Source organism: Parajatrophihabitans canadensis, assembly GCF_053764775.1.
The window spans coordinates 2912203-2932884 of sequence record NZ_CM132445.1; the positions used below are offsets into that span (position 1 = coordinate 2912203).

Here is a 20682-nt window from a genome sequence, read left to right on the forward strand (position 1 = left end):
CAGAAGGGAGCAGCGGTGACGCAGGAAACCACAGCGGTCGCGCCGGTTCTACCGGCACCGAACAGTCTCACGTCCTTCTTCTGGGACGGTGCACGTGAACACAAGCTGATGATCCAGAAGTGCAACAATTGCGGGCGCTTTCAGCATTGGCCAGAGCCGGTCTGCAATAACTGCCTGTCGTTCGATCTGGGCCACGGTGAGGTGTCAGGTCGCGGCACCGTGTACAGCTATGAAATAGCCACCCAAGCTTTTCACCCGTACTTTGCCGACAAGTTGCCGTTCGTCATCGCGGTAGTCGAGCTGGTCGAACAGCCGAACTTGAAGCTCATCACCAACCTGATCGATTTTCCACTGGACGGCATCGAAGTTGGCGCACCCGTAGAGGTCACGTTCCGTCCCCTCGACGAGAACTTCAACCTGCCGGTCTTTCGCCCGGCAGCCGGCTGAGCGCCCAAGAGAGGAACAACAGACGTGGCAAAAAAGCAGCGCGTGGCAATCGTCGGCGTGGGTTATTCAACGATCGGCCGAGACACCGGGCTTTCACTCGACACCCTGACTGCGCAGTCTTCGATCGCGGCGATGGCAGATGCGGGTGTGACGGCAAAAGACATTGACGGCGTATGCGTACACAGTTTTCCGCACCAATACGTCTCAGCAACCCACACCGCCGCGATGCTCGGCATACCCGACTTGGCCTATTACTCAGGCTCCATCGACGGCGCGGCCTACAGCGTCGCAGCGCTGCACGGTATCGCCGCGGTCGCATCGGGTTCCTCGGACATGTGCTTGACGATCCGCACGGTTCATCGTGCAGGCGCGGCCGGCGGAGCAGCAATGCTTGCAGGTGGCGCGAATGCCGGAGTGCCGGGCAACATGCAGTTCTCCATGCCCTACGGCTCGTTCACCGGGTCTCATTGGGCCGGGCTGTACATGCAGCGCCACATGGCGATGTACGGCACCAAGGAAGAGGACTTCGGAGCCTTCGCGGTAGCACAGCGCGAGTACGCCGTCCGAAACCCGAGCGAATCCTTCTTCAGAGACCCCTTGACCCTTGATGACTACATGAATTCCCGGTACATCGCCAAGCCCTTGCACCTGCTTGATTGCGACTACCCCGTCGACTCGAGCTCGGCGCTCATCTTCACGACCGAGGAACGAGCCCGCGACCTCAAGCAAAAGGCCGTGTTCTTCGACGCGTGGGCAATGGGTACGACCAGGGAGGCAGACTTCAGCCTCGTCGAGGACATGACCCACTCGTCACCGTGGATGGCTTCTCGCCGAATGTGGTCAAAGACGGATCTCAAACCATCCGACGTGGGCGTCGCCGGCCTCTACGACGGATTCACCTTCATCGCAATGCAGTGGCTCGAAGCGCTTGGCTTCTGCGGCGAAGGCGAAAGTGGACCGTTCGTGACTGCCGGCAGCACCCGAGCGGACGGCATCATTCCAACCAACACCGATGGCGGTGCCTGCAACGTCGGCAGGCGCCACGGTGCGAACTTCTTCATCGAAGTGACCCGCCAGCTCCGGGGTACAGCCGGTGATCGGGCATTGCCCAACAACCCACAGGTGGGTGTTGTGAGCAACGCGGTAGGCGGATTCGCGGCGTGCGCTTTGCTCACCGCGGAGTGATGCCGGCCCGTCTCGCTAGTTCATCGACGTGCAGGCTCTGGCCACCACAGCGTTGAGGGCGTCCATCTTGTTCTCGATGTCGAGGAGTACCGCTTTGATTTCAGGCACGATCGCGTCCTCGCCGCCAGAGGGACGAAGCGCAGGTAGCACGAACCTGCGGACCCACGTCCGCGCCTGCGCTTCGTCCAGCTCGAGGCGAGTCACGATCTGTCGCTGTTCGGCCAGCCAATCGATCAACTCGTCGATGGAAAGATCGTCACGGACCTGCCCGTCGAGCTGACCATTTCGGTACGCCTGTCCCATGATGTCCAAGGACATCGCACGGATCGCGGCATCGATGGCGGCCGAAGGTCGCGACGTCAAGAGCATGCGAAGGATCTTGTCGACCTTGATTTCGCGTGCGGCGTAGCCAAAGGCCTCTTCGACCTTCGCGGCGACCGTAGTCAACTTCGCGACGTTTGCCGCCAGAATTTCGGCGTGCCGTCGGGTGAGCTCGATGGCAGCCTCGAACAGCAGGCCGTCGCGGTCGCCGAAATGCCGGTAGGCCGTCGCGCGCGATACGCCGGCGGTCTGAGCCACCGCATCGATGTTCAGATCGCTGATGTCCTCGATCGTCAACTCGTTGAGGTAAAGAACGAGTGCCTCGTTCAGACGCTCGCGAACCTTTGAGCTCGTTGTTCCGGTCACAGCAGGGACGCCCGGAATCCACTAACAGCCTGGTTGAGGGAGGCTGCTCGCTCAGCAATCTCTGCCAGCGCAGCCTTCACGCCAACTTGGTCAGGCGCACAACCATGCTCCGGCCTCAGGATCGGAAGCATGTAGTGGCGCACCCAAGCACGCGCGCCATCCTCGTCGAGGCCCAAGCGGATAACGACGTGTTGTTGTTCGGTCAGCCAGTCGATCAGTTCATCGAGGGTGAGATCGTCGCGGACCTGGCCGTCGAGCTGACCCTCGCGGAGTCCAGGACCGGTGATCTCCATCGCCAGGCTTCGAACCACCCCGTCGATGGCCTGCGTCCGGCGCGAAGTGAGCAACAGTCTGAGCATGTCGTCTGCTCGGATCTCGCGGGCTGTATATGCAAAGCCCACTTCGACCTTGCCCGCAACGGTCGCCTCGGCATTTATCAGCTCGGCTGCGAGCTCGCCATGTCGTCGAGTGAGCAAGATAGCTGCGTGAAACAGCAGGCCATCGCGGTCGCCGAAATGCCGGTACGCCGTGGCACGCGATACACCCGCAGCTTGCGCCACTGCTTCGATGTTGACATCGCCGATATCAGCTGGTGTCAGGGCCGTCAGGTAATCGATCAGCGAACGGTCGAGTCGTTCCCGTACTGAGAGTTGCGCGACAGCAAACTCGACCACGCCTGTCTCCCTCCGAAGAGCATCACAACGGCCAACCCATACCCGTGCACATCGTCGAGCATGTGAAACCGCAATGATACCGTAGCGGTCTTCGTCTCAAGATTCGAGACGCATGTTGTTAACAAATCTTTCCGCGTCCTCTAGCTTTGAGTCCGACAGCTTTGGGTCTGACGTCCGACAGCTTGGGTCCGACAGCCTCGGGTGCGAGGTGCACCGAGGGCTGTGAGCTCCGTCAACCCAGTCACAGCTCCAGCCGCCAGGCGATGCCTTGTGGTACAGCTAACTCGCCATGGCGCACTCGCCACGGCGCGCGTCTCATCGAAGCCGTAGGGGGATCAGATGGACACTTTGCCCAATCGATCCTCGACCGAAGTGACAGTCGGTGCGCCAACTGATCGGCGACGGTGGTACGCCATGGCGACCATCGCAGTCGCCCAGCTGACTGTCGTCCTGGATCTGACGATCGTCAATGTCGCCCTTCCGGACGCCCAACGCGCGCTCGGTATCTCCGACGCGGACCGCCAGTGGGTCGTCACCTCATATGCCTTGGCATTTGGGAGCCTCTTGCTGCTCGGCGGTCGGATAGCCGACTACTGGGGCCGCAAGCGGGCGTTCATCGTGGGAATGCTCGGCTTCGCGCTCGCGTCGGCAATCGGAGGACTTGCCCAGAGCAGCGTTCAGCTGTTCACCTCTCGGGCGCTCCAGGGCGTCTTTGGCGCCCTTCTTGCGCCCGCGGCACTATCGCTCTTGCAGGTGGCGTTCCCGACGGGAGAAGAACGCACCCGCGCATTCGCGGTCTTTGGCGCGGTTGCCGGCGGCGGGGCAGCTGTCGGCTCGGTGGTCGGTGGCCTGCTCACCGAATATGCCAACTGGCGCTGGTGCTTGTTGGTCAACGTTCCAGTGGTCGTCATCGCCGTCATCGCAGCTATCTTCTTCGTCGACGAGAGCAAGGCACACGGCGACACCCGCTACGACATACCTGGTGCGATCGCAGTAACGCTTGGTCTGGCCGCGGTCGTGTTCGGCTGTACGAAAGCGGCGACGGATGGGTGGGGATCGTCCACGACCGTCATCTGCCTAACCGTCGGCGCGTTGGCACTGACCACGTTCGTTCTGATCGAACGGAAATCGAGCCATCCCTTACTGCCGTTGCACATCGTGCTGCACCCGACACGCGGGGGTGCTTATCTAACCGCATTCCTCGCCGGCGCCGCGCTGCTCGGTGCTCTGCTGTTTCTCACGTTCTACATGCAGATAACCCTCGGCTATAGCCCCCTGAAGGCAGGACTGGGTTCGCTGCCGATGACAGCGGTGTTCATCGTGGGCACTCGCTTCACCGAACGCTTGACGAACAGGTTCGGCGCGCAGCCAATGATGGTCGCCGGCGCCACCATAGCCTCCTTCGGAATGGTCATCCTTACCCGAATCGGACTGCACACGCCCTTTGCCATGTATGTCTTGCCGGGCCAGATTGTGCTCGGCGTGGGGCTCTGCGCACTGTTCATCCCGCTGTCGAGTGCGGCCCTTATCGACGTCGACGATCACGATGCGGGTGCGGCGAGTGGAATGCTCAACGCGACCCAGCAAGTCGGCAGTGCGGTCGGCACCGCTATTTTCAGCACGATCTACGCCTCCGCGGTCGCGTCATTTCTGGCCCACCATTCGCCGTCTTCGGATTTGCAGGCCCTCGCTCAGATCCACGGGTATGTCGTGGCTTTCTGGTGGGCGACCGCAGCCATGCTGGTTGCCGCGCTCACGGCGCTCGTGCTGATCCGAGTGCCCAAGGGGGGCGATCTGCCCGACTCGGGACACGCGAGCTTCATGTAGTCGCGACAGCCCGAGGCGGATTAGGGGTCGCAGGAACCGCGGCAGTTTGCCGCCGCGACAGACGCGGCAGCAGTCGTGGCAGAAGGCGTTGCAGCAGTAAGCGCTGGCACCTTGGCCGATCGCGATCAGTCGATAGTTGTCAGCTGCGATTGCGGGTGCAACTCCCGAATCACGTCTACCGCCTGACCGATCGGCGCGCCTTCGGCAATCAACGCCCGCAAGCGCATGACGGCCCGAGCCAAGCCGAATCCAAGTACTCCGGTCAGCCGCTTGCCCCGGCTGTAGAGGAATAGTGGACGGTCCCCCGCGGCTCCACTCAGCAACATTGTCAGATCCGCCGAGGCGCTCGGCTCGCCGATCGACTGGATCTTCGTACCGTACTGGTCGCTCCAGAAGTACGGGATCTCCTCGAGTGGTTTGCGCTCATGTGTGCCCTCGGCGATGTGTCTGGCCACAATCGCTGCGTGGTCGCTGGCGTTCGTCCAGTGCTCGACCCGATTGTGCCGTCCGGTCTGGACGTTCACCCACCGGGCAACGTCACCGATGGCGTAGATATTCGCGTGCGACGTCGCGCCGACGGCGTCACATACGATTCCGTTGTCGACGATCAGCCCGCCCGATTCGAGCCATTCCGTATTTGGATTTACGCCAACCCCGACGACGAGCGCATCCGCCTCGATCCGGGTGCCATCGGACAACGTCATCGCGACCATCCGGTCACCATCGGACTCAAGGTCCTCGATGGTTGTCTCGCAGCGAAGATCCACCCCCGCCTGGAGATGCATGCGCGCGATCTGCTGGCCTGCTTCGGGGCCGACGATGTGAGCCAACGGGGTCGGGAGCATCTCGATAAGCGTGACCGAGCAACCCATCTCGCGAGCGCTTGCGGCAACCTCGCAACCGATGAAACCTGCACCGAGCAAGGCGAGGTGGCCGCGTTGGGCGATGAGCGGTGCGATAAGCGCTGCATCAGCTGCGGTACGGAGGGAGAACACGTTGCTAAGGCCGTCGCCGAGTCCCCATGGGCGTGCCCTCGCCCCCGTCGCGACCACCAGAACGTCGTAGGGGACCTGCGAACCATCTGCAAGTTCTATCTGCTGCTTGATGGAATCCAACGCTGTCGCCGCCGAGCCTGACAGCAGTGTCACGTTGAGCGCGGTGAACTCATCATCGTTCAGCAAGTAGGGCGGATTAGGTTTGGTGCCCTTGAGGACGTCCTTCGAAAGCGGCGGCCGGTCATACGGCGCACCGGGCTCATCACCGATGAGTGTCAATGAACCATCGAAGCCGAGTTGGCGCAGCGCTTCAGCCACCTTCAGACCTCCGACGCCGGTGCCAACGACAACGACCGAACGGGTATCAGACATCAAGATCCTCCGGATCGGGCTGCAAAGTCACGCTGCAGGATGGGGCTTGTAGTCCCGGGCGTGCGGCAACGCCGGACGTAAGGACGTGTCTTTGGACCCAGCAGACAAGCCAGGAATATACATCGACTTTGCAGGTCAATCAGTGGACAAAGTCACTGCGTTCTGACCGCCGACGCCGAAGCCGACACTGACACCGACAGCCCAAGCCGACAGGGAGGGCGGGTGGCGGCACGAGCTTCACTCTTCGGGCGGGGTCGCCTTGGGGTGACTGCGAACCAGTTCGGTGTCCTGACCGATCGGACCAATCTTGCGCGAGCCGCGCGGCGAACCGACGGGCTCAGTCCGGCCCTCGAGAATCTGGGTGAAGAACAACGCATTGTCAGCGGTGTATTGGGTAAGGTCCTCAGGAAGATCGTCTTCGTAGAAGATTGCCTCGCTCGGGCAGACCGGCTCGCATGCGCCGCAGTCAATGCACTCTTCGGGATTGATGTAGAGCGCGCGTTCACCTTCATATATACAGTCGACCGGACACTCCTTGACACAGGTTTTGTCCATGACGTCGATGCATCCCAAAGTGATGACGTAGGCCATCTTGCCCGGTGTCCTTTCAGGTAGATCAGATCGAAGATCAATTGCGAAGCTCACCAGCGACCTGCCAGCGCCGACAGACGACTCTGTCGCACTGGCGTTCACTTTATATCTTTGAGCCTGTTATTTATTCATCTCGCATCCGAGACGGATTCGTGAGATCGTATCAGCGTCCGACCGGAAGTCAACGTCGAAACGGTTGCAATGCACGACCTCTCGCGACCGCCGGACCGGTCGTTCCTACTAGCTGTGCAAACCCGGATAGCCAGCGAAGATAGACCTGAGAGCCACCCCGTACGGGCATTTTGAACCCGACAAACCCTTGTATGCCCCGGGTCACACTGATACGGTCCATGGGCAGGGTCTCACCTGCGAGAGAAAGTCATGCCTGTATACCAAGGCCCTAACTGTCCGGAATCTGGCATTGTCCACTGCCGGATCCGTTGGTTTCACAGATGAGGAGAGACAGATGCCCGAAGGCGGTCTGAGTTCGTTTACCGGGGAATCCCGAATGCTGATCGACGGCAAGCTCGTCGAAGCGGCATCTGGCCGAACCTTCGAGAACATCAACCCTGCGACGGAGGAGGTGCTCGGCCAGGTAGCCGACGCCGACGCGTCGGACATGCAGCGCGCCATCGGCGCGGCTCGCCGCGCGTTCGACGAGACGTCCTGGTCGACTGATCATGCGTTTCGCGCCCGCTGTCTGCTTCAGCTGAAGGAGGCCATTGAAGGTGAACGAGAGGAAATGCGGGCGGAGCTGATCGCTGAGGTCGGCACCCCGGTCGCGGTGACCTACTCAGCCCAGCTCGACGCGCCGCTGGAAGACGCATTCAGCTGGCCCGCCAAGCACATCGAGGAATTCCAGTGGGATCGCCAGCTCGCGGACGCGGCACCCTTCGGCATGCGCAGCAAGCGGTATGTCTGGAAAGAGGCAATGGGCGTGGTGGGCAGCATCGTCCCTTGGAACTATCCGTTCGAGGTCACCAGCAACAAGCTGGCTCAGGTACTTGCGACGGGAAACACGACCGTACTCAAGCCCGCACCGGACACGCCCTGGAATGCGACGCGACTCGGTCGCCTGATCGCCGAGCACACGGACATTCCGGCTGGTGTCGTCAACATCGTGACTTCGGCCGATCACCTTGTCGGCGAAGAACTGACGCTCGACCCGCGCGTCGACATGATCTCGTTCACGGGATCGACCGTTACCGGCAAGCGGATCATGGAGAAGGGCGCAGCGACGCTCAAGCGGGTGTTCCTCGAGCTCGGTGGCAAGTCGGCCATGATCGTCCTCGACGATGCCGACTTCGCAACTGTCGTTCCAAGCGGTATGTCGGTTTGTGCCCACGCAGGGCAGGGGTGTGCAATGCAGACCAGAATGCTGCTCCCCCGCTCCCGCTATGAAGAAGGTGTCGAGCTCATCACGGCCGCTATGGGCATGGTTCCCTATGGCGATCCGACCGACCCGAACAACATGATGGGCCCGCTGATCAGCGCCAAGCAGCGCGGCCGCGTCGAGGGTTATATCCAGAAGGGTATCGACGAGGGCGCGAAGCTGGTCGTCGGCGGCAAGCGTCCCGCCCATCTCCCCAAGGGTTGGTACGTAGAACCGACACTATTTGTCGATGTCGACAACACGATGACGATCGCGCGCGAAGAGATCTTCGGTCCGGTGTTGGCTGTCATCCCCTACGACGACGATGAGGACGCCGTCCGGATCGCCAACGACAGCGACTTCGGCCTGTCAGGTGGCATCTTCGGCAGCAACGACCGTGCGATGGCGATGGCTCGGCGCATTCGCACTGGCTCGATGAGCGTAAACGGTGGCTCGTGGTATGGCGCAGATTCACCCTACGGTGGCTACAAGACGAGCGGCATCGGTCGCCAGAACGGTCTCGAAGGTTTCGAGACATATCTCGAAACCAAAGCCATCGCCGTAATCGACAACTGAGGAGAGGCAGCCATGGCAGAGACCGGTACTGCGTTCGACAACATTCCGACCGATCCGGTGCGCCAGGCCGAGCTGACGGAATTTGCCCGTCAGCGCGCTGCCGATCCACGCGGGTACTTCAGCCGGCTTCGAGCACAATGTCCCGTTGATTTCAACGAAGGCACTGACGGCAACGTGCAGGTGCTCAACCGCGACGATGTCGAGCTCGTCCTGCGGGACACGGAGCTGTATTCAAACGTCATGGGCATCATGGGAAGCGCCGAGCCTGTCATTCCACTCGGCGTCGACCCGCCGCAGCACTCCGAATACCGCCGGTTGCTAGACCCGCTGTTCTCTCCACGCCGGATGGCAGCGCTCGAGCCGACGGTTGCCGCCCACGTGAACAGCTTGATCGATAGCTTTATCGACAAGGGTGAATGTGACTTCTCCGAGTCCCTGGCCGTTCCACTGCCCTGCTCGACATTTCTGAGTTTGCTCGGTCTGCCGCAGGAGGAACTGCTGGATCTGGTGCGCTGGAAGGACATCATGATCAGGCCTGCCGTGGTGGCAGGCAGCATCGAAGCGGGCCAGAAACTGCAAACCGAGACCGCGGGTCTGATCTACCAACGTTTCGGGCGGGCAATGGCCGAACGCCGCGACGATCCTCGCGATGACCTGATCAGTTTCCTGCTGACCGCCGAAGTCGAGGGTGGTCGACGCCTCGATGACAGCGAGATTCTCCGCACGCTTTTCCTGCTGTTGGCGGCGGGTCTGGACACGGTAACGATTTCGCTTCAGTGCATCTTCAACTACCTGCTGGAGAATCCAGGAGCGCGCGAGATGCTTGTCAACGAACCGGAAACGATGGATGGTCTCATCGAAGAGGTGCTGCGTTGGGAGTCTCCAGTGCAGGGCGGTGCCGCGCGCCGGGCCACTCGCGACACCGAACTGTCGGGCTGCCCGATCCCGGCCGGCACCCTGGTGCTGCCGATGATCTCAGCGGCGAACATCGACCCGGCGATACCCGGAGCCACGACCGTTGACGTGCGCCGCGGCGACAAGCGCCACCTCTCATTCGGGGGTGGACCGCACCGTTGTCTAGGCTCGCACCTCGCGCGGATGGAACTGCGCACGGTAATCCGCGAGTGGCACAAGCGAATTCCTGAGTATCGTCTCAAACCGGGTGTCACCGTCGAGTGGAACGGCTCGTCACTACGGGGTATCGACTATTTGCCGCTGGAGTGGGACGTGACAACGGAGGAAGCACGTTGAAGATCTCGATCGATGCCGACCTTTGTCAGGGACACGGTCGCTGCTACGAGCTCGCGCCGGACATCTTCACCGATGACGAACGCGGGCGCGGCTCGGTGACCACACCTGACGTTCCGCCAGAGCTCGCAGAGATGGCCCGAGCCGCAGTGAACGCTTGCCCGGAAAGGGCTATCTCACTTACCGAGTAATGCCAGAACACGGCGACGACAACGTGATTGGGCGCCCCCTCCGGGGCGCCCAATCACGCTTTCGGGTGGCTATTCCTGCACGCTGATGGCGCGCTCAGGACAGTTTGCAGCACCATCGCGAGCAGCTTGCTCGAGACCCGCCGGCACGGTCAGTTCGGTGATGTTGCAGTAGCCGTCATCGTCCAATTGATAAACCTGCGGGGCGACCGCATTGCACCGCGCATGTCCGCTGCATTTCGACTGATCCAGAGTCACAATCACGTTTTGTCTCCCTTATTGGTTGCTGCCAGTGATCCTGCTAGTCAGGACCACCGTTTGTACAGAAGTCGGCGGCTACCTGCGAGATAGCCCCGTTGATATGTAGCGGGATTGTTGAGCGAGTGTCCCAAAAAACATCGAGCACTGCCACCTAAGCCGCGCCATTAAGCAGATGAAATAAATCCGAGTGACGATTGACTGTGCAGATAGTCTCCATCTGCCGAGATCTATTGAACGAGCCTCGCGATCATGATAGCTTTTTGCCGTCTCATCTCTGAGACGAGACACATGATTTGTAAATAGTGCCGTCTGATCAGACCGCATCGATTCAGCAGGCGATCTGTTCGACACAGGATCGAATCAACAGACGATCGCCCAAGCAGACGCCTTACTCCTGCTGGCGAAGTCGAATACCCGCCGTTGCAGCCGCGAATAGACCATGCGGGCGTCAGCCGAGCATTGACCCGATCAAAGAGGATGAGCCGTGACCCAAGCCCCGGAAGTTGATATCGCCATCGAAGCTGTCGCGAGCGGGTGCCCAGTCGCCGACTGGAGCAGCCAAGGTCCACCGCGCGCGCCGATGAGCTATTACGCCGAGATGGACCGGCTGCGAAGCGAAGCAGATGTCTTGAAAGTGAATGAGGGAGCCGGCTTCACATTCTATACGCGGTACGAACAGATTCTCGAGATTGCGCAGCACCCTGAGTATTTCTCCAACCAGACCATTGACCCGCGCACCAACAAGCCTGGCGGCTACGAACTCGTCCCGCAGAGCAGCGACGGGGCCAAGCACGCAAAGTGGCGCCGAGTTCTGGGCTCGTACTTCTCCCCCGGTCGGATCGAGAAACTGTTGCCCAGCATCAGAGGCCGCGCAATAGAACTGATCGAGTCGTTCGCAGACCGCGGGCATTGTGACTTCGTCAAAGAATTCGCGCAGCTGTACCCCACAGCAATCTTTCTCGACATCATGGGTTTGCCAGCCGATCAGCTCTCCAAGTTCATGGCATGGGAGAAAGACATCCTGCATCCTGCAGCGTCCGATATGGATGAGGCAATCAGAATCTCCCAAACGGCTCAGCAAGAAGTCACCGACTACTTCGTCGAGATGCTCGTCCAGCGACGTGCGATACCTGCAGAGCAGCGCGGTAAGGACCTCGTTTCGGAGGCGCTGACCTGGAAGATCGATGGCGAACCGATCGATGAGAACGACTTGCTCTCGTTCTACCTTTTGATGTTCGAGGCCGGCTTGGACACTGTGACCGCTGAGATCTCATGGGGCTTTCATCACCTCGCAACCCATCCAGTCGATCGCGACCGCATCGTGTCTGATCCGGCGGTTATCCCAGCCGCGGTCGAGGAGCTTCTGCGCGTCTACCCGATGGTCACCATTTCTCGGTTTGTAACTGAAGACAACGAGATTGGCGGTTGCCCATTGAAAGCTGGTGAGCGTGTGATGCTCAGCCTGCCATCGGCGGGCCGCGACGAAAACGTGTACGAGAACTCGACGACCGTGAACTTCGATCGAGGAACCATCCAGCACCTCACATTCGGTGCTGGACCACATCGTTGCCTCGGTTCCCATCTTGCGCGTCACGAGCTGGCGACCGCATATGCGGAGTTTCACAAGAGAATCCCGAACTACCGTCTCGCCGATGGTGCCGAGTTCACCGAAACCCACAGTGGTCTTTTCGGGCTGACGAGCCTGCCGCTGGTGTGGGACGTGGAGGGTAAGTAGCGGTTCACTGTGTTTGATGCCAGCAACGCTTTCAATACCTGAAGGTCGGGCCGGGTGCGGAGGCACCCGGCCCGACCTTTTGCTCAAGCGACATCGCCAACTACCTGATTTACTCCGATTTACAGCGATTTACTCTAAGCCGGTGATCGTTACTCCTGGATGCTGATCGCCCGCTCGGGGCAGTTCGCCGCACCGTCCCGAGCCGCCTGCTCGAGGCCCGCCGGCACCGTCAGCTCATCGATCGCGCAGTATCCATCATCGTCGAGCTCATAAACCTGCGGAGCGACCGCATTGCACCGGGCATGTCCGCTGCACTTTGCCTTATCTACTTTGACGAGCACTGTGTCTCCTTCGTCTGAACGGCCTCAGGCATCCAAATCCCGCTGGATCAAGGACAGCCCTCGGCGGTCTTCGGGTTCCGATCGACTGCCCTCATGCGTCCTCGGAAAGGCTTGATGAGTTAGTTCATACTGTCAATATCAGCGCTGAGACACAATAGGAGGGTCGGCTCCTTTAGCTGCAGAGAACCTCGTCACGTACGAAAGGTGAGCACAGGACTCCGCCGAGGACGCAAGGTCCGCGTCGAGCTCGGCCCTGACGGCGCGGACTACCGCTACATCCTTGCCGACGAATTCACCGACGGAAGTGGCGAACACAATCACAGCCTCGGCATGGGCTGTTACCTCGCTGATAGAGCCCGCCTGACGTACTCCGGCCGATTCAGCCCCGGTGATCGCATCATCGTTGCGAGCGAGTACGCAGACGTCGTGGCCAGCGTCGCGAATTCTGATGACCATCGGCGGCCAACCCATTCGGCCGGCTCCAATGCATCCGACCTTCATCGAATCTCGCATTCACAGCGTGACAGTGGCGCCCGGCTGTATGGCTCGATCAGGAATCAACGGTCAGTAACAACGCTCCAGCGGGCGTGAGGCCGCCGCTACTCACGACCGCGACCTCGCAGTTGGCGACCTGACGAGCGCCGCCGTCCCCTCTGAGTTGCACGATCGCTTCGTGCATCAGGCCCATCCCGTGCGTGCGACCATGCGACAACTGGCCACCGTGCGGGTTGAGGGGGATTATCCCGTCCAGCGCGATGTTCTTGCCGCCGTCAAGGAAATCCTTTGCCTCGCCAATGCCACAGAACCCCAGCGCCTCCAGCCATGAGAGGCAGTTGAACGTGAACCCGTCGTAGAGCAGAGCGACGTCGACGTCGCTCGGACGAAGCGAGGACCGCGACCACAGGTGCGCCGCCGGACCGAGAACCTGCGGTTCATGCGTGAGCGTCGACTGATCCCACTCGGTTCGCTCGATCAGCTGCGTCCCGACAGCCTCGATCAGAATTGGCTTGTGCGGCATATCGCGGGCGACATCCACCGCGGAGACGATCACCGCTATCGATGCATCGCAAGGGACATCGCAGTCGTACAGACCAAAGGGCGTCATGATCATCCGGGCGCCGAGGTAATCGTCCATTGTCATCGGCTCGCGATAGATGGCAGTCGGATTAAGCCCAGCGTTGCGTCGCTGGTTCAGGGCGATCCACCCCAGCGTCTCGCGGGTCGTGCCGTATTTGTGCATGTGACGCTGTGCAGTCATGGCGAGCGTGTGGCCCGCGCTGCTGGCACCGTACGGCAGAATGTGCTCCATCGGCGCGCCGATTCTGCCGCGATCCGCGCTGATGCGCCCACTACGCATGAGGGTTTCGTGCGTGGACTGCCACAGCGTGCGAAAACACAGCACGTGTTTGGCCTGTCCGGTAGAGACTGCCATCATCGCGGCGATGACAGAGCCGCCCGGCCCGAAGGTCTCTCCACCACCGTTGTACCAACTCGGCCGGATCCGTAGAGCGCTCTCCAACGCGGTGACGCCGCCCTCGCCCATTCCCGCCGTTCTACTGCCCGGGTAGGTGGCGAGGCCGTCGATGTCCTCCACCTTCAACCCAGCGTCCTCGATCGCGGCCAGGCACGCATCCATAGCCAAGGACAGCGGATCCACCATCTGTCGCCGACCGATTTTCGAATATCCGATACCGGTGATCGCCGAATCCTCTTCGAACTTCTTCTCCGAGATCCTCGGCCGGACGAGGCTAGCCATCTTTTCGGGCGCAACTTCGTCCGCCGGCAGCTCGGTCAGGTCTGTCGCCTCCGTCGCCGTGAACAGCGGGAACCACACGTCATCGACATGCTCGAAAACGACCTTGACCTCTTGCCCGATCGCCAGACTCTCGGGGTCGGTGTCCACGATTCGGGTTGTGAGCCTCACCCGATCGTCTTCGTTGATGGCAACATGACCGATCGTGTAAGGCGCATCGAGGCCCGGCAGGCTCATTCGGTGGTTGACCGTGAAGCCGATCAGGCGGCCAACCCCTGACACCTCGGTAATGCTGATGTCGCGGCTGCGGCAGTGGTTGCAGATGGGTTGCGGTGGATGAATCAAACCTTGGCAGGCGGTGCACTGCTGAAACCTAAGGACCCCATCCTTGCCCGACGTCCAATAGAACTCGTTCTGATCAGTAACTTCGGGCAGGATGCGGCCGGACGGGGACATTCGCTGACTCCTCGCTGTGTGAGTGCGGTGATTGTCGCGCGCAGAATTACCGCAACGGACCCCACCGAAACAGCCCTACTGCCGACGGAGTCGCGCAGGTGGACTGTCCGGTTGGGCTACGCAGCAAAGCGCCTGTGAAACGGATTGGTCGCACGGCAATCGAGCCGCACACCGCGCAGTCCTCAGGTGACAGCGCCCGCGATCTTCAGTTCGATGAGTTCCTCATCGGTCTTACCGATCTCGCGAAGGATTTCATCGGTGTGCTCGGCGAACTGTGGTGCCCGCTTGGTGTCCACCGGGGTCTCGTCGAACTGGACCGGATTGGTCACGAGCTCCCGCTCGATGCCATCGAAGTCGATGACCTTCGCGACGAACCCGTTGGCACGCAGCGATGGATCCATACCGACCTCGTAGGTGTTCTGGACCAACGCCCACTGGCCTTTGGCGCCAGTCATCTTCTCCACCCATTGCTCGTACGTGAGCGCGCCAATGATCTCAGCAACCATTGGAGCAGCAACCTGAGCGTTCGCCATGATCTTGTCCGGGGTGTTGAAACGGTCGTCGCTTGCGAGATCCGGGCGACCCATGAGCTCGCAGAATTCGGGCCAGTACACACCCGGCTGCAGCATTGTCAGCATCAGCCAGCGGCCATCCGACGTCTTGTAGGCACCAGCCAGCGGATTGGTCGGCGCACCGTACTTGGGAGACACCGTCGGCGGCAACGGGCCGCCAGCCATCAAAGCCAGATTTGTGGAGAACTGCGTTGCCCATGCTCCGACACTCAGGAGCGAAACATCGACGATCGAGGTCTCACCTGTCGCCTTGCGCGCGTAGAGCGCAGCCGCAATGCCGCCGGCGATCGTCATACCGCCCATGGAGTCTCCGTAGGCACCGGTGGGCATGCCGATCAGGCGATCCGAATCCGGCGGCGTGATCGCGCCACCGCTACCTGCACGAGCCCAGAAGGCGGTGCTGTCATAGCCACCTTTCGCGCCATCCGGACCGCGCGAACCGAAGGCGGTACCTCTTACATAAATGATGTCCGGATTGATCGCCCGGATATCGGCGACCTCAATCCCCAGCTTGGCCTTTGCGCCCGGCAGGAAGTTGGTGACGAAGACATCCGAACGACGGACCAGCTCCGCCAGGATTTCTTTGCCCTCGGGAGTCTCCAGAGCAAGCCCGATGCTCCGCTTGCCGCGGTTAGGACCTTCCATGATCGGAAAGAACGACTTCGAGTCACTTGCCAGATCGAGACCGAGCAGACGCACCAACCCGCGCTGGGCATCTCCGGTGACTGCATGCTCGACCTTGATGACGTCAGCACCCCACTCCGTCAGCACCGCGCCAGACGCAGGTACAAACGTGAATTGAGCAACCTCAAGGACGCGTACACCTTCCATAGGACGCTGCATAGCCAAACTCCTCGCTCATCGGTGACCCACTGAATCGACGTCACCTGGATTACATCAAAGTCCTTACAAGATCTTGCTGTTGAAGAGCCGACCGAAAGCGAGTGCGGCTCTCGGCGATCCACTCGCGTGACCATATCGGCTCTGGGCATCATGGAAATCCGGCTCACTCCGCAAGGAGTCAGCTTCACGGGACTGTAAGTCACCCACGACGGATTGGCAACGATTCATGGCCACATCGACAGCGCGTTTTGATCACCCTGCGGTGGCCGCGGCGGGCACCGCACGTGTGCATCAGACGCCGAGTTCGCGGGTGAAGCCAGGGGGCATGTACACGTCGTCCGGGCTCAGATCATGAATCGACGTGTGACCGAGGCCCAGAATGGCTGAATCGATGCCGCCGCGCAGAATGTCCAGCACGTTCTCGACGCCTGCCTGGCCATTTGCGGCGAGCCCCCAAAGGTAGGCCCGGCCGATCATCACCGCTCGAGCTCCAAGGGCTAACGCCTTGACGACATCACTGCCACGGCGAATGCCGCCGTCCAGCACGACCTCGATCTGGTCACCGACGGCTTTGGACACTGCAGGCAGGGCACGAATGGTGGCGGGAGTCCCGTCGAGATTGTTGCCACCATGATTCGAAACCGAAATGGCGGTTACGCCCGCGTCGACGGCTCGCTTCGCGTCATCGACGCGAGTGACGCCCTTGAGCATGAAGGGGCCGCCCCACTGCTCACGTAGCCAGGCAACGTCCTCCCAGCTCGGGAGCGGGGTCTGCATCCATTCGCCGTACGCGCCGAAGAACGTTGGCGCGACTCCGCCGGGCGGCGTCAGGTTCGGCGTGCTGAGATCGGGTACGTGGCCAGTCTTCGCGAATTGATAGAGCCATTTCGGGCGAGTGATCCCTTCCGGGGCGAAACGCAACATCGCCTTGAGATCCATCTGCTCCGGAATGCTCGGGCTACCCCAGTCTCGACCATTGGAGAAGGACCAGTCCAGGGTCATGATGAGCCCGACCGCACCCGCGGCCCGGGCCCGCTCCATCCGCTGAACGAGAACTTCACGAGTGCCCAACCAGTACATCTGGAAGAACGTTTGGGAGTTGACTGCGGCGACCTCTTCGATCGTCTTGCTCGCAAATGAACTGAGGCCCATTATCGTCCCGCGCGCCGCCGCCGCCCGTGCTACTGCTACCTCGCCGTCCGGGTGCACAGCCTGCACACCGGTCGGCGAGATGATCACCGGCAGCGATATCGACTGGCCCATCACCGTGGTCGTGAGGTCGCGATTGCCCGACAAGCCGGCTACGTGCGGCGCGAAGCCCAACTCGCCGAACGCGGCCAGGTTGTCGTCGAGGGTCACGCCGCGCTCCGAACCAGCCAACAGCGCGCTGTAGACAGACTTCGGCAAGCGCTTCTTCGCACGCCGCTGCGCCTCAGCCACAGTTTCGAACCAACCGTTAGCCACCGAAAACCTCCTCGACAATCCCCAGAATTATCAGGACATTACCATTACGACACCCTGTGCCGATATAGTTTCATACGATTATTGCTTGCGATGATGCCGAACGACTAGGCGAACAACTGGTTCAGCGCCGGTGCGACCTCTCGGTGGTTGCCGACTGCGAACATGCGGCCGCGGCCGGCATGGGCGAGTTCGCGTCCCAGCTCGAGATCCTTTTCTCCCGACGTGTCAAGTAGCACGTCCAGTCGGGGCAGCCGATCCACCGGCCCGCGCGGGTCGGGTCCGGCGTTGTGCACGCAGTCCGATAGCAGCAATACCCGAGCGTCCAGGCTCGGGCGTCGACTGAGTTCCGCTGCAGCGATCTGCAACGGAAACCCGACATTGGTCAATCCCTGAGCAGGTATCCGCAAAAGCGCGTCCAGGAGCTGCAACGGAACGAAGGTAGCGCCGAGATGGAGCAGGACGGCAGCGTCGGACCAGAACGCGATCACCGACAGATCGTCGGAATGCAGCTCGCCCGCCAGCGCCCCAACCGTGGCGGCCGCGGTGTGCACCCGCTCCCCCTTCATCGAACCCGATATGTCCACCGCCAGGACCACTGCACGACGCGTGCGGACCCGCTCGCGAACCACAATGTCCTCGTCCTCGGGAAATGGTTTCTCAGCAAGCACTTCCAACGTCTGGTCAAGATCGATGTCGTCGGCCCCACCGCGATAACGGACGCTCATCAGCTCGCCGGTACCGCGTCGCGAGCCGCTACCTCGCGCGGGGCGTTTCAGCGACAGTCGCGCGGCGATCTGACGCGCACGCGCTCGCACGGCCTCATCGGTCGGCCGTTCCTCAGCGTCCATCGGCAGGATCTCGCCAGCCTCATCGGTCTGGCCCGGCAACGCCGAACCCGCAACCTTCGGAGCTGCACCGGCGCGCGGCCCGCGGCCGGTCGACTGCAGGACCGGCCCGGAACCCGACGACGTTATCTGAAACACCATCGGTTCCTCGGCGAGCTGTTTCGGCTTGCGTCGCAACGGACGGCTGGTGCGTGAGGACCGTGGCTCGCCGCGGCGGGATATCGGGGAGTCTGCTTCGATCTCTCTTCAACCAGGGACCGCTGCTGCCGGCTGCAGGACGAACCGGTCCTCCCAGATCTCCCGTAGTACCAGCTCCGGCGTCGTATCTGCGGCCTCGTCAAGATGAATGCGACCCGACAATGCAACTACCATCGCATCGAATACCAGCCTCGGATACGGCGACTTCGGGTCAAGCCTGTCGCGCGAATCAGCTGCCTCGCTCACTCCGCGGAGTAAGGCGAGTTGATTGGCAACCAACACAGTGTCAATCGCGCCTCGTACGCTGCTGCCTTGCCGGATATCGGGATGCGTACGAGTTGCCCTCGTCACCGCTACCGCGTCGGTAACCAGCAGGTCACCCAGGTGCGCGCCTGTCGTGCGAAGCTCGGCGATGCCGACCTCCGCCTGCTCGTCCTGGTAGTCGATCGACAGCCTGCACAGTCGGTCGTGAATCGATGTCGAGAGCCTGGTGGTGCCGACGTTGTCGAAGGGATTCATCGAGGCGATCACCCGGAATGTCGGCGCGGCCTCGATGAGGCCAACCCGGGGCACCGCGATGCGTCGCTCGGCAAGCGCCGCGAGCAGGGTGTTCAGTGTGTCGTCCGGAGCCCGATTCAACTCCTCCATATAGAGAAACCCGCCAGTGCGCATCGCTTCCAGCAAGGGGCCTGGAACGAAGTTGTCCGGTTGATAATCCTCTTTGAGGACGCGCGCCGGGTTGTGATGCCCCACCAACTTGGCCGGCGTCAGGTCGGCATTGCCCTCGACGTAGAGCAGCGGAATTCCCCACTCCTGGGCTATTGCCCGCAGCAGCGTCGTCTTTCCGGTGCCTGGGGGCCCTTCCAGGACGATGTCGCGTCCGGCCGCGATGGCCGACAAAATCATCTCGAGCTCGTACTCGCGGCCGACCAATTGTTTGGCAACTCGACTCTGGACACCCACTATGTCGATGATCTCGGCGCTCACGTCAGTATTGGGTATTTCCCGCGTCGACTGTCATGGCCAGGGCCGTGACGTAACGCGACTCGTCAGATGCGAGGAAGAGAACCGCGTTCGCCTGATCCTCAGGATCCGTGGTCTCGATCGGAAGGCTGTTCGTGAACATCGCCGCTATCCGCGGGTTGTTCTCCATCGCCGGACCGATCGCGGCCATTCCCTCGCCCTCCCCCATCGCCGTGCGCACGCCCGTCGGGTGCAGGCTGTTGACCCTGATGTTGTCTTTGGCGAGCTCGTGCGCGAAGGCCTTGGTCATGCCAGTCACGGCATGCTTACTGCTCACGTACGGTACGAGGAACGGCAGTCCCTTGAGACCGGCCGCCGAACTGGTCAAGATGATCGACCCGCCGCCATTGCGTATCAGGTGCGGAGCCGTCGCCATCACGGTGTTCCAGGTGCCGAAGACGTTCACCTCGATCGTCTCGCGGAAGATCTCGGGAGTGACCTGGTCCCACGGCGCCATGATGCAGATCCCCGCATTGCCGACAACGACGTCAAGCTTGCCCAAGGTTGTGACGCCATTTTCGACCGCGGCCTGCAAGGCGGCGGCGTCGCGGGTGTCGACCACCTGGGCCACGATCCTGCGATCGAGCGCCTCGACCAATCGCACCGTTTCAGCAAGGTCTTCTTCGGTAGCGGCCGGATACGGCACGTTTGCGATCGGTGCGCAGATGTCCAGAGCGATGATGTCGGCGCCCTCCTGCGCGAGTCTGATCGCGTGCGCGCGCCCTTGACCACGGGCTGCGCCGGTGATCAGCGCGACCTTGCCAGCAACTCTTCCTGCCATGGGATTCCATTCTGTGGTGACGACGACGTCGGGCCAGACGAACGCCCTGTCGACGCATTACCTGCTGCAGACGGTGCCCGGCGGTCCGGACGCGATGGTAGACACCACACTTGCGATTTTATGACACTCGATGCCGTTAAAGTCAAGGGTTGGCTGAGTCATTTCGCAGTCGAGCCCGGCCGCGTTCGCGCGGAACCGTGGCTCGTGCCATTCTTCAACCAGTCAATAGCCAACTGTCCGCTGCCGCG

Annotated in this window: 21 protein-coding genes; 8 read left to right on the top strand and 13 right to left on the bottom strand. The window is 61.5% G+C overall.

Annotated elements, in window-relative coordinates; genetic code table 11:
• The first annotated feature begins 15 nt into the window (after nt 1-15).
• Nucleotides 16-447 carry an OB-fold domain-containing protein gene (locus ACSMXN_RS14105; RefSeq protein WP_027139136.1) on the top strand — a complete coding sequence of 144 codons (432 nt, stop codon included), beginning with the start codon at nt 16-18 and terminating at the stop codon, nt 445-447.
• A gap of 24 nt (nt 448-471) precedes the next feature.
• Nucleotides 472-1632, top strand: coding sequence for a thiolase family protein (locus ACSMXN_RS14110; RefSeq protein WP_022912110.1), 1161 nt, complete (start codon nt 472-474; stop codon nt 1630-1632).
• 15 nt (nt 1633-1647) lie between these two features.
• Here the strand turns inward: ACSMXN_RS14110 and ACSMXN_RS14115 are convergent, their stop codons facing one another.
• Nucleotides 1648-2319, bottom strand: coding sequence for a TetR/AcrR family transcriptional regulator (locus ACSMXN_RS14115; RefSeq protein WP_022912111.1), 672 nt, complete (start codon nt 2317-2319; stop codon nt 1648-1650).
• Nucleotides 2316-2993 carry a TetR family transcriptional regulator gene (locus ACSMXN_RS14120; RefSeq protein WP_022912112.1) on the bottom strand — a complete coding sequence of 226 codons (678 nt, stop codon included), beginning with the start codon at nt 2991-2993 and terminating at the stop codon, nt 2316-2318. Before ACSMXN_RS14120 ends, ACSMXN_RS14115 begins: the two co-directional genes overlap by 4 nt.
• A 414-nt stretch (nt 2994-3407) precedes the next feature.
• On the opposite strand from ACSMXN_RS14120, the gene ACSMXN_RS14125 reads away from it, so the two are divergent.
• Nucleotides 3408-4820, top strand: a complete 1413-nt coding sequence (locus ACSMXN_RS14125) for an MFS transporter (protein ID WP_455407590.1) — start codon at nt 3408-3410, stop codon at nt 4818-4820.
• A gap of 125 nt (nt 4821-4945) precedes the next feature.
• Here ACSMXN_RS14125 and ACSMXN_RS14130 read toward each other — a convergent pair whose 3' ends face one another.
• Nucleotides 4946-6187 carry an FAD-dependent oxidoreductase gene (locus tag ACSMXN_RS14130; protein WP_022912114.1) on the bottom strand — a complete coding sequence of 414 codons (1242 nt, stop codon included), beginning with the start codon at nt 6185-6187 and terminating at the stop codon, nt 4946-4948.
• Between the two features lie 237 nt (nt 6188-6424).
• Nucleotides 6425-6778 (bottom strand): ferredoxin, encoded by a 354-nt coding sequence (gene fdxA, locus ACSMXN_RS14135; protein ID WP_022912115.1) that lies wholly within the window; start codon nt 6776-6778, stop codon nt 6425-6427.
• A gap of 466 nt (nt 6779-7244) precedes the next feature.
• Between fdxA and ACSMXN_RS14140 the strand changes: the two genes are divergently transcribed.
• Genes ACSMXN_RS14140 through ACSMXN_RS14150 form a run of 3 tightly spaced genes read left to right on the top strand, consistent with a single transcriptional unit; the run spans nt 7245 to nt 10165 of the window.
• The gene (locus tag ACSMXN_RS14140) at nt 7245-8726 is read left to right on the top strand and encodes an aldehyde dehydrogenase family protein (RefSeq protein ID WP_455407591.1); all 1482 of its coding nucleotides are present in this window, start codon (nt 7245-7247) and stop codon (nt 8724-8726) included.
• A 12-nt stretch (nt 8727-8738) separates the two neighbouring features.
• On the top strand, nt 8739-9977 hold the full coding sequence (locus tag ACSMXN_RS14145; RefSeq protein WP_022912117.1) for a cytochrome P450: 1239 nt from the start codon (nt 8739-8741) through the stop codon (nt 9975-9977).
• Nucleotides 9974-10165, top strand: a complete 192-nt coding sequence (locus ACSMXN_RS14150; RefSeq protein WP_027139139.1) for a ferredoxin — start codon at nt 9974-9976, stop codon at nt 10163-10165. Before ACSMXN_RS14145 ends, ACSMXN_RS14150 begins: the two co-directional genes overlap by 4 nt.
• Nucleotides 10166-10234: 69 nt before the next feature.
• Here the strand turns inward: ACSMXN_RS14150 and ACSMXN_RS14155 are convergent, their stop codons facing one another.
• Entirely contained in the window at nt 10235-10426 is a 192-nt protein-coding gene (locus ACSMXN_RS14155) for a ferredoxin (protein WP_022912119.1), read from the bottom strand.
• Between the two features lie 481 nt (nt 10427-10907).
• Here ACSMXN_RS14155 and ACSMXN_RS14160 point away from each other — a divergent pair, with 481 nt between their 5' ends.
• Nucleotides 10908-12158 (top strand): cytochrome P450, encoded by a 1251-nt coding sequence (locus tag ACSMXN_RS14160; RefSeq protein ID WP_022912120.1) that lies wholly within the window; start codon nt 10908-10910, stop codon nt 12156-12158.
• A gap of 149 nt (nt 12159-12307) precedes the next feature.
• Here ACSMXN_RS14160 and ACSMXN_RS14165 read toward each other — a convergent pair whose 3' ends face one another.
• The 8 genes from ACSMXN_RS14165 to ACSMXN_RS14200 all read right to left on the bottom strand — a co-directional run bounded on the left by ACSMXN_RS14165 (nt 12308) and on the right by ACSMXN_RS14200 (nt 20434).
• The gene (locus ACSMXN_RS14165) at nt 12308-12499 is read right to left on the bottom strand and encodes a ferredoxin (RefSeq protein ID WP_022912121.1); all 192 of its coding nucleotides are present in this window, start codon (nt 12497-12499) and stop codon (nt 12308-12310) included.
• 138 nt (nt 12500-12637) lie between these two features.
• Nucleotides 12638-13012 carry an NAD(P)-binding domain-containing protein gene (locus ACSMXN_RS14170; protein WP_022912122.1) on the bottom strand — a complete coding sequence of 125 codons (375 nt, stop codon included), beginning with the start codon at nt 13010-13012 and terminating at the stop codon, nt 12638-12640.
• Nucleotides 13013-13049: 37 nt separating this feature from the next.
• Nucleotides 13050-14708, bottom strand: a complete 1659-nt coding sequence (locus tag ACSMXN_RS14175) for a thiolase C-terminal domain-containing protein (protein ID WP_022912123.1) — start codon at nt 14706-14708, stop codon at nt 13050-13052.
• Nucleotides 14709-14890: 182 nt separating this feature from the next.
• Complete coding sequence (locus ACSMXN_RS14180) at nt 14891-16123, bottom strand: CoA transferase (RefSeq protein ID WP_027139141.1); 1233 nt, start codon at nt 16121-16123, stop codon at nt 14891-14893.
• A 291-nt stretch (nt 16124-16414) separates the two neighbouring features.
• The gene (gene mftD / locus ACSMXN_RS14185; protein WP_022912125.1) at nt 16415-17587 is read right to left on the bottom strand and encodes a pre-mycofactocin synthase MftD; all 1173 of its coding nucleotides are present in this window, start codon (nt 17585-17587) and stop codon (nt 16415-16417) included.
• 104 nt (nt 17588-17691) lie between these two features.
• On the bottom strand, nt 17692-18609 hold the full coding sequence (locus ACSMXN_RS14190; RefSeq protein WP_022912126.1) for a vWA domain-containing protein: 918 nt from the start codon (nt 18607-18609) through the stop codon (nt 17692-17694).
• Nucleotides 18610-18678: 69 nt separating this feature from the next.
• Nucleotides 18679-19536 (bottom strand): AAA family ATPase, encoded by an 858-nt coding sequence (locus ACSMXN_RS14195; protein WP_081648987.1) that lies wholly within the window; start codon nt 19534-19536, stop codon nt 18679-18681.
• Between the two features lie 82 nt (nt 19537-19618).
• Nucleotides 19619-20434: a mycofactocin-coupled SDR family oxidoreductase gene (locus ACSMXN_RS14200; protein WP_022912128.1), complete on the bottom strand. Its 816-nt coding sequence runs from the start codon at nt 20432-20434 to the stop codon at nt 19619-19621.
• Between ACSMXN_RS14200 and ACSMXN_RS14205 the strand changes: the two genes are divergently transcribed.
• Complete coding sequence (locus ACSMXN_RS14205; protein WP_022912129.1) at nt 20433-20558, top strand: hypothetical protein; 126 nt, start codon at nt 20433-20435, stop codon at nt 20556-20558. The genes ACSMXN_RS14200 and ACSMXN_RS14205 overlap by 2 nt on opposite strands.
• Nucleotides 20559-20682: the final 124 nt, after the last annotated feature.

What these genes read in the sequence shown, in the direction of transcription:
- ACSMXN_RS14125 (WP_455407590.1), top strand. Translation starts at nt 3,408, where the DNA reads ATGGCGACCATCGCAGTCGCCCAGCTGACTGTCGTCCTGGATCTGACG.
- ACSMXN_RS14130 (WP_022912114.1), bottom strand. Translation starts at nt 6,187, where the DNA reads ATGTCTGATACCCGTTCGGTCGTTGTCGTTGGCACCGGCGTCGGAGGT.
- fdxA (WP_022912115.1), bottom strand. Translation starts at nt 6,778, where the DNA reads ATGGCCTACGTCATCACTTTGGGATGCATCGACGTCATGGACAAAACC.
- ACSMXN_RS14140 (WP_455407591.1), top strand. Translation starts at nt 7,245, where the DNA reads ATGCCCGAAGGCGGTCTGAGTTCGTTTACCGGGGAATCCCGAATGCTG.
- ACSMXN_RS14145 (WP_022912117.1), top strand. Translation starts at nt 8,739, where the DNA reads ATGGCAGAGACCGGTACTGCGTTCGACAACATTCCGACCGATCCGGTG.
- ACSMXN_RS14170 (WP_022912122.1), bottom strand. Translation starts at nt 13,012, where the DNA reads ATGCGAGATTCGATGAAGGTCGGATGCATTGGAGCCGGCCGAATGGGT.
- ACSMXN_RS14175 (WP_022912123.1), bottom strand. Translation starts at nt 14,708, where the DNA reads ATGTCCCCGTCCGGCCGCATCCTGCCCGAAGTTACTGATCAGAACGAG.
- ACSMXN_RS14180 (WP_027139141.1), bottom strand. Translation starts at nt 16,123, where the DNA reads ATGCAGCGTCCTATGGAAGGTGTACGCGTCCTTGAGGTTGCTCAATTC.
- ACSMXN_RS14195 (WP_081648987.1), bottom strand. Translation starts at nt 19,536, where the DNA reads ATGATTTTGTCGGCCATCGCGGCCGGACGCGACATCGTCCTGGAAGGG.
- ACSMXN_RS14205 (WP_022912129.1), top strand. Translation starts at nt 20,433, where the DNA reads ATGGGATTCCATTCTGTGGTGACGACGACGTCGGGCCAGACGAACGCC.
- ACSMXN_RS14200 (WP_022912128.1), bottom strand. Translation starts at nt 20,434, where the DNA reads ATGGCAGGAAGAGTTGCTGGCAAGGTCGCGCTGATCACCGGCGCAGCC.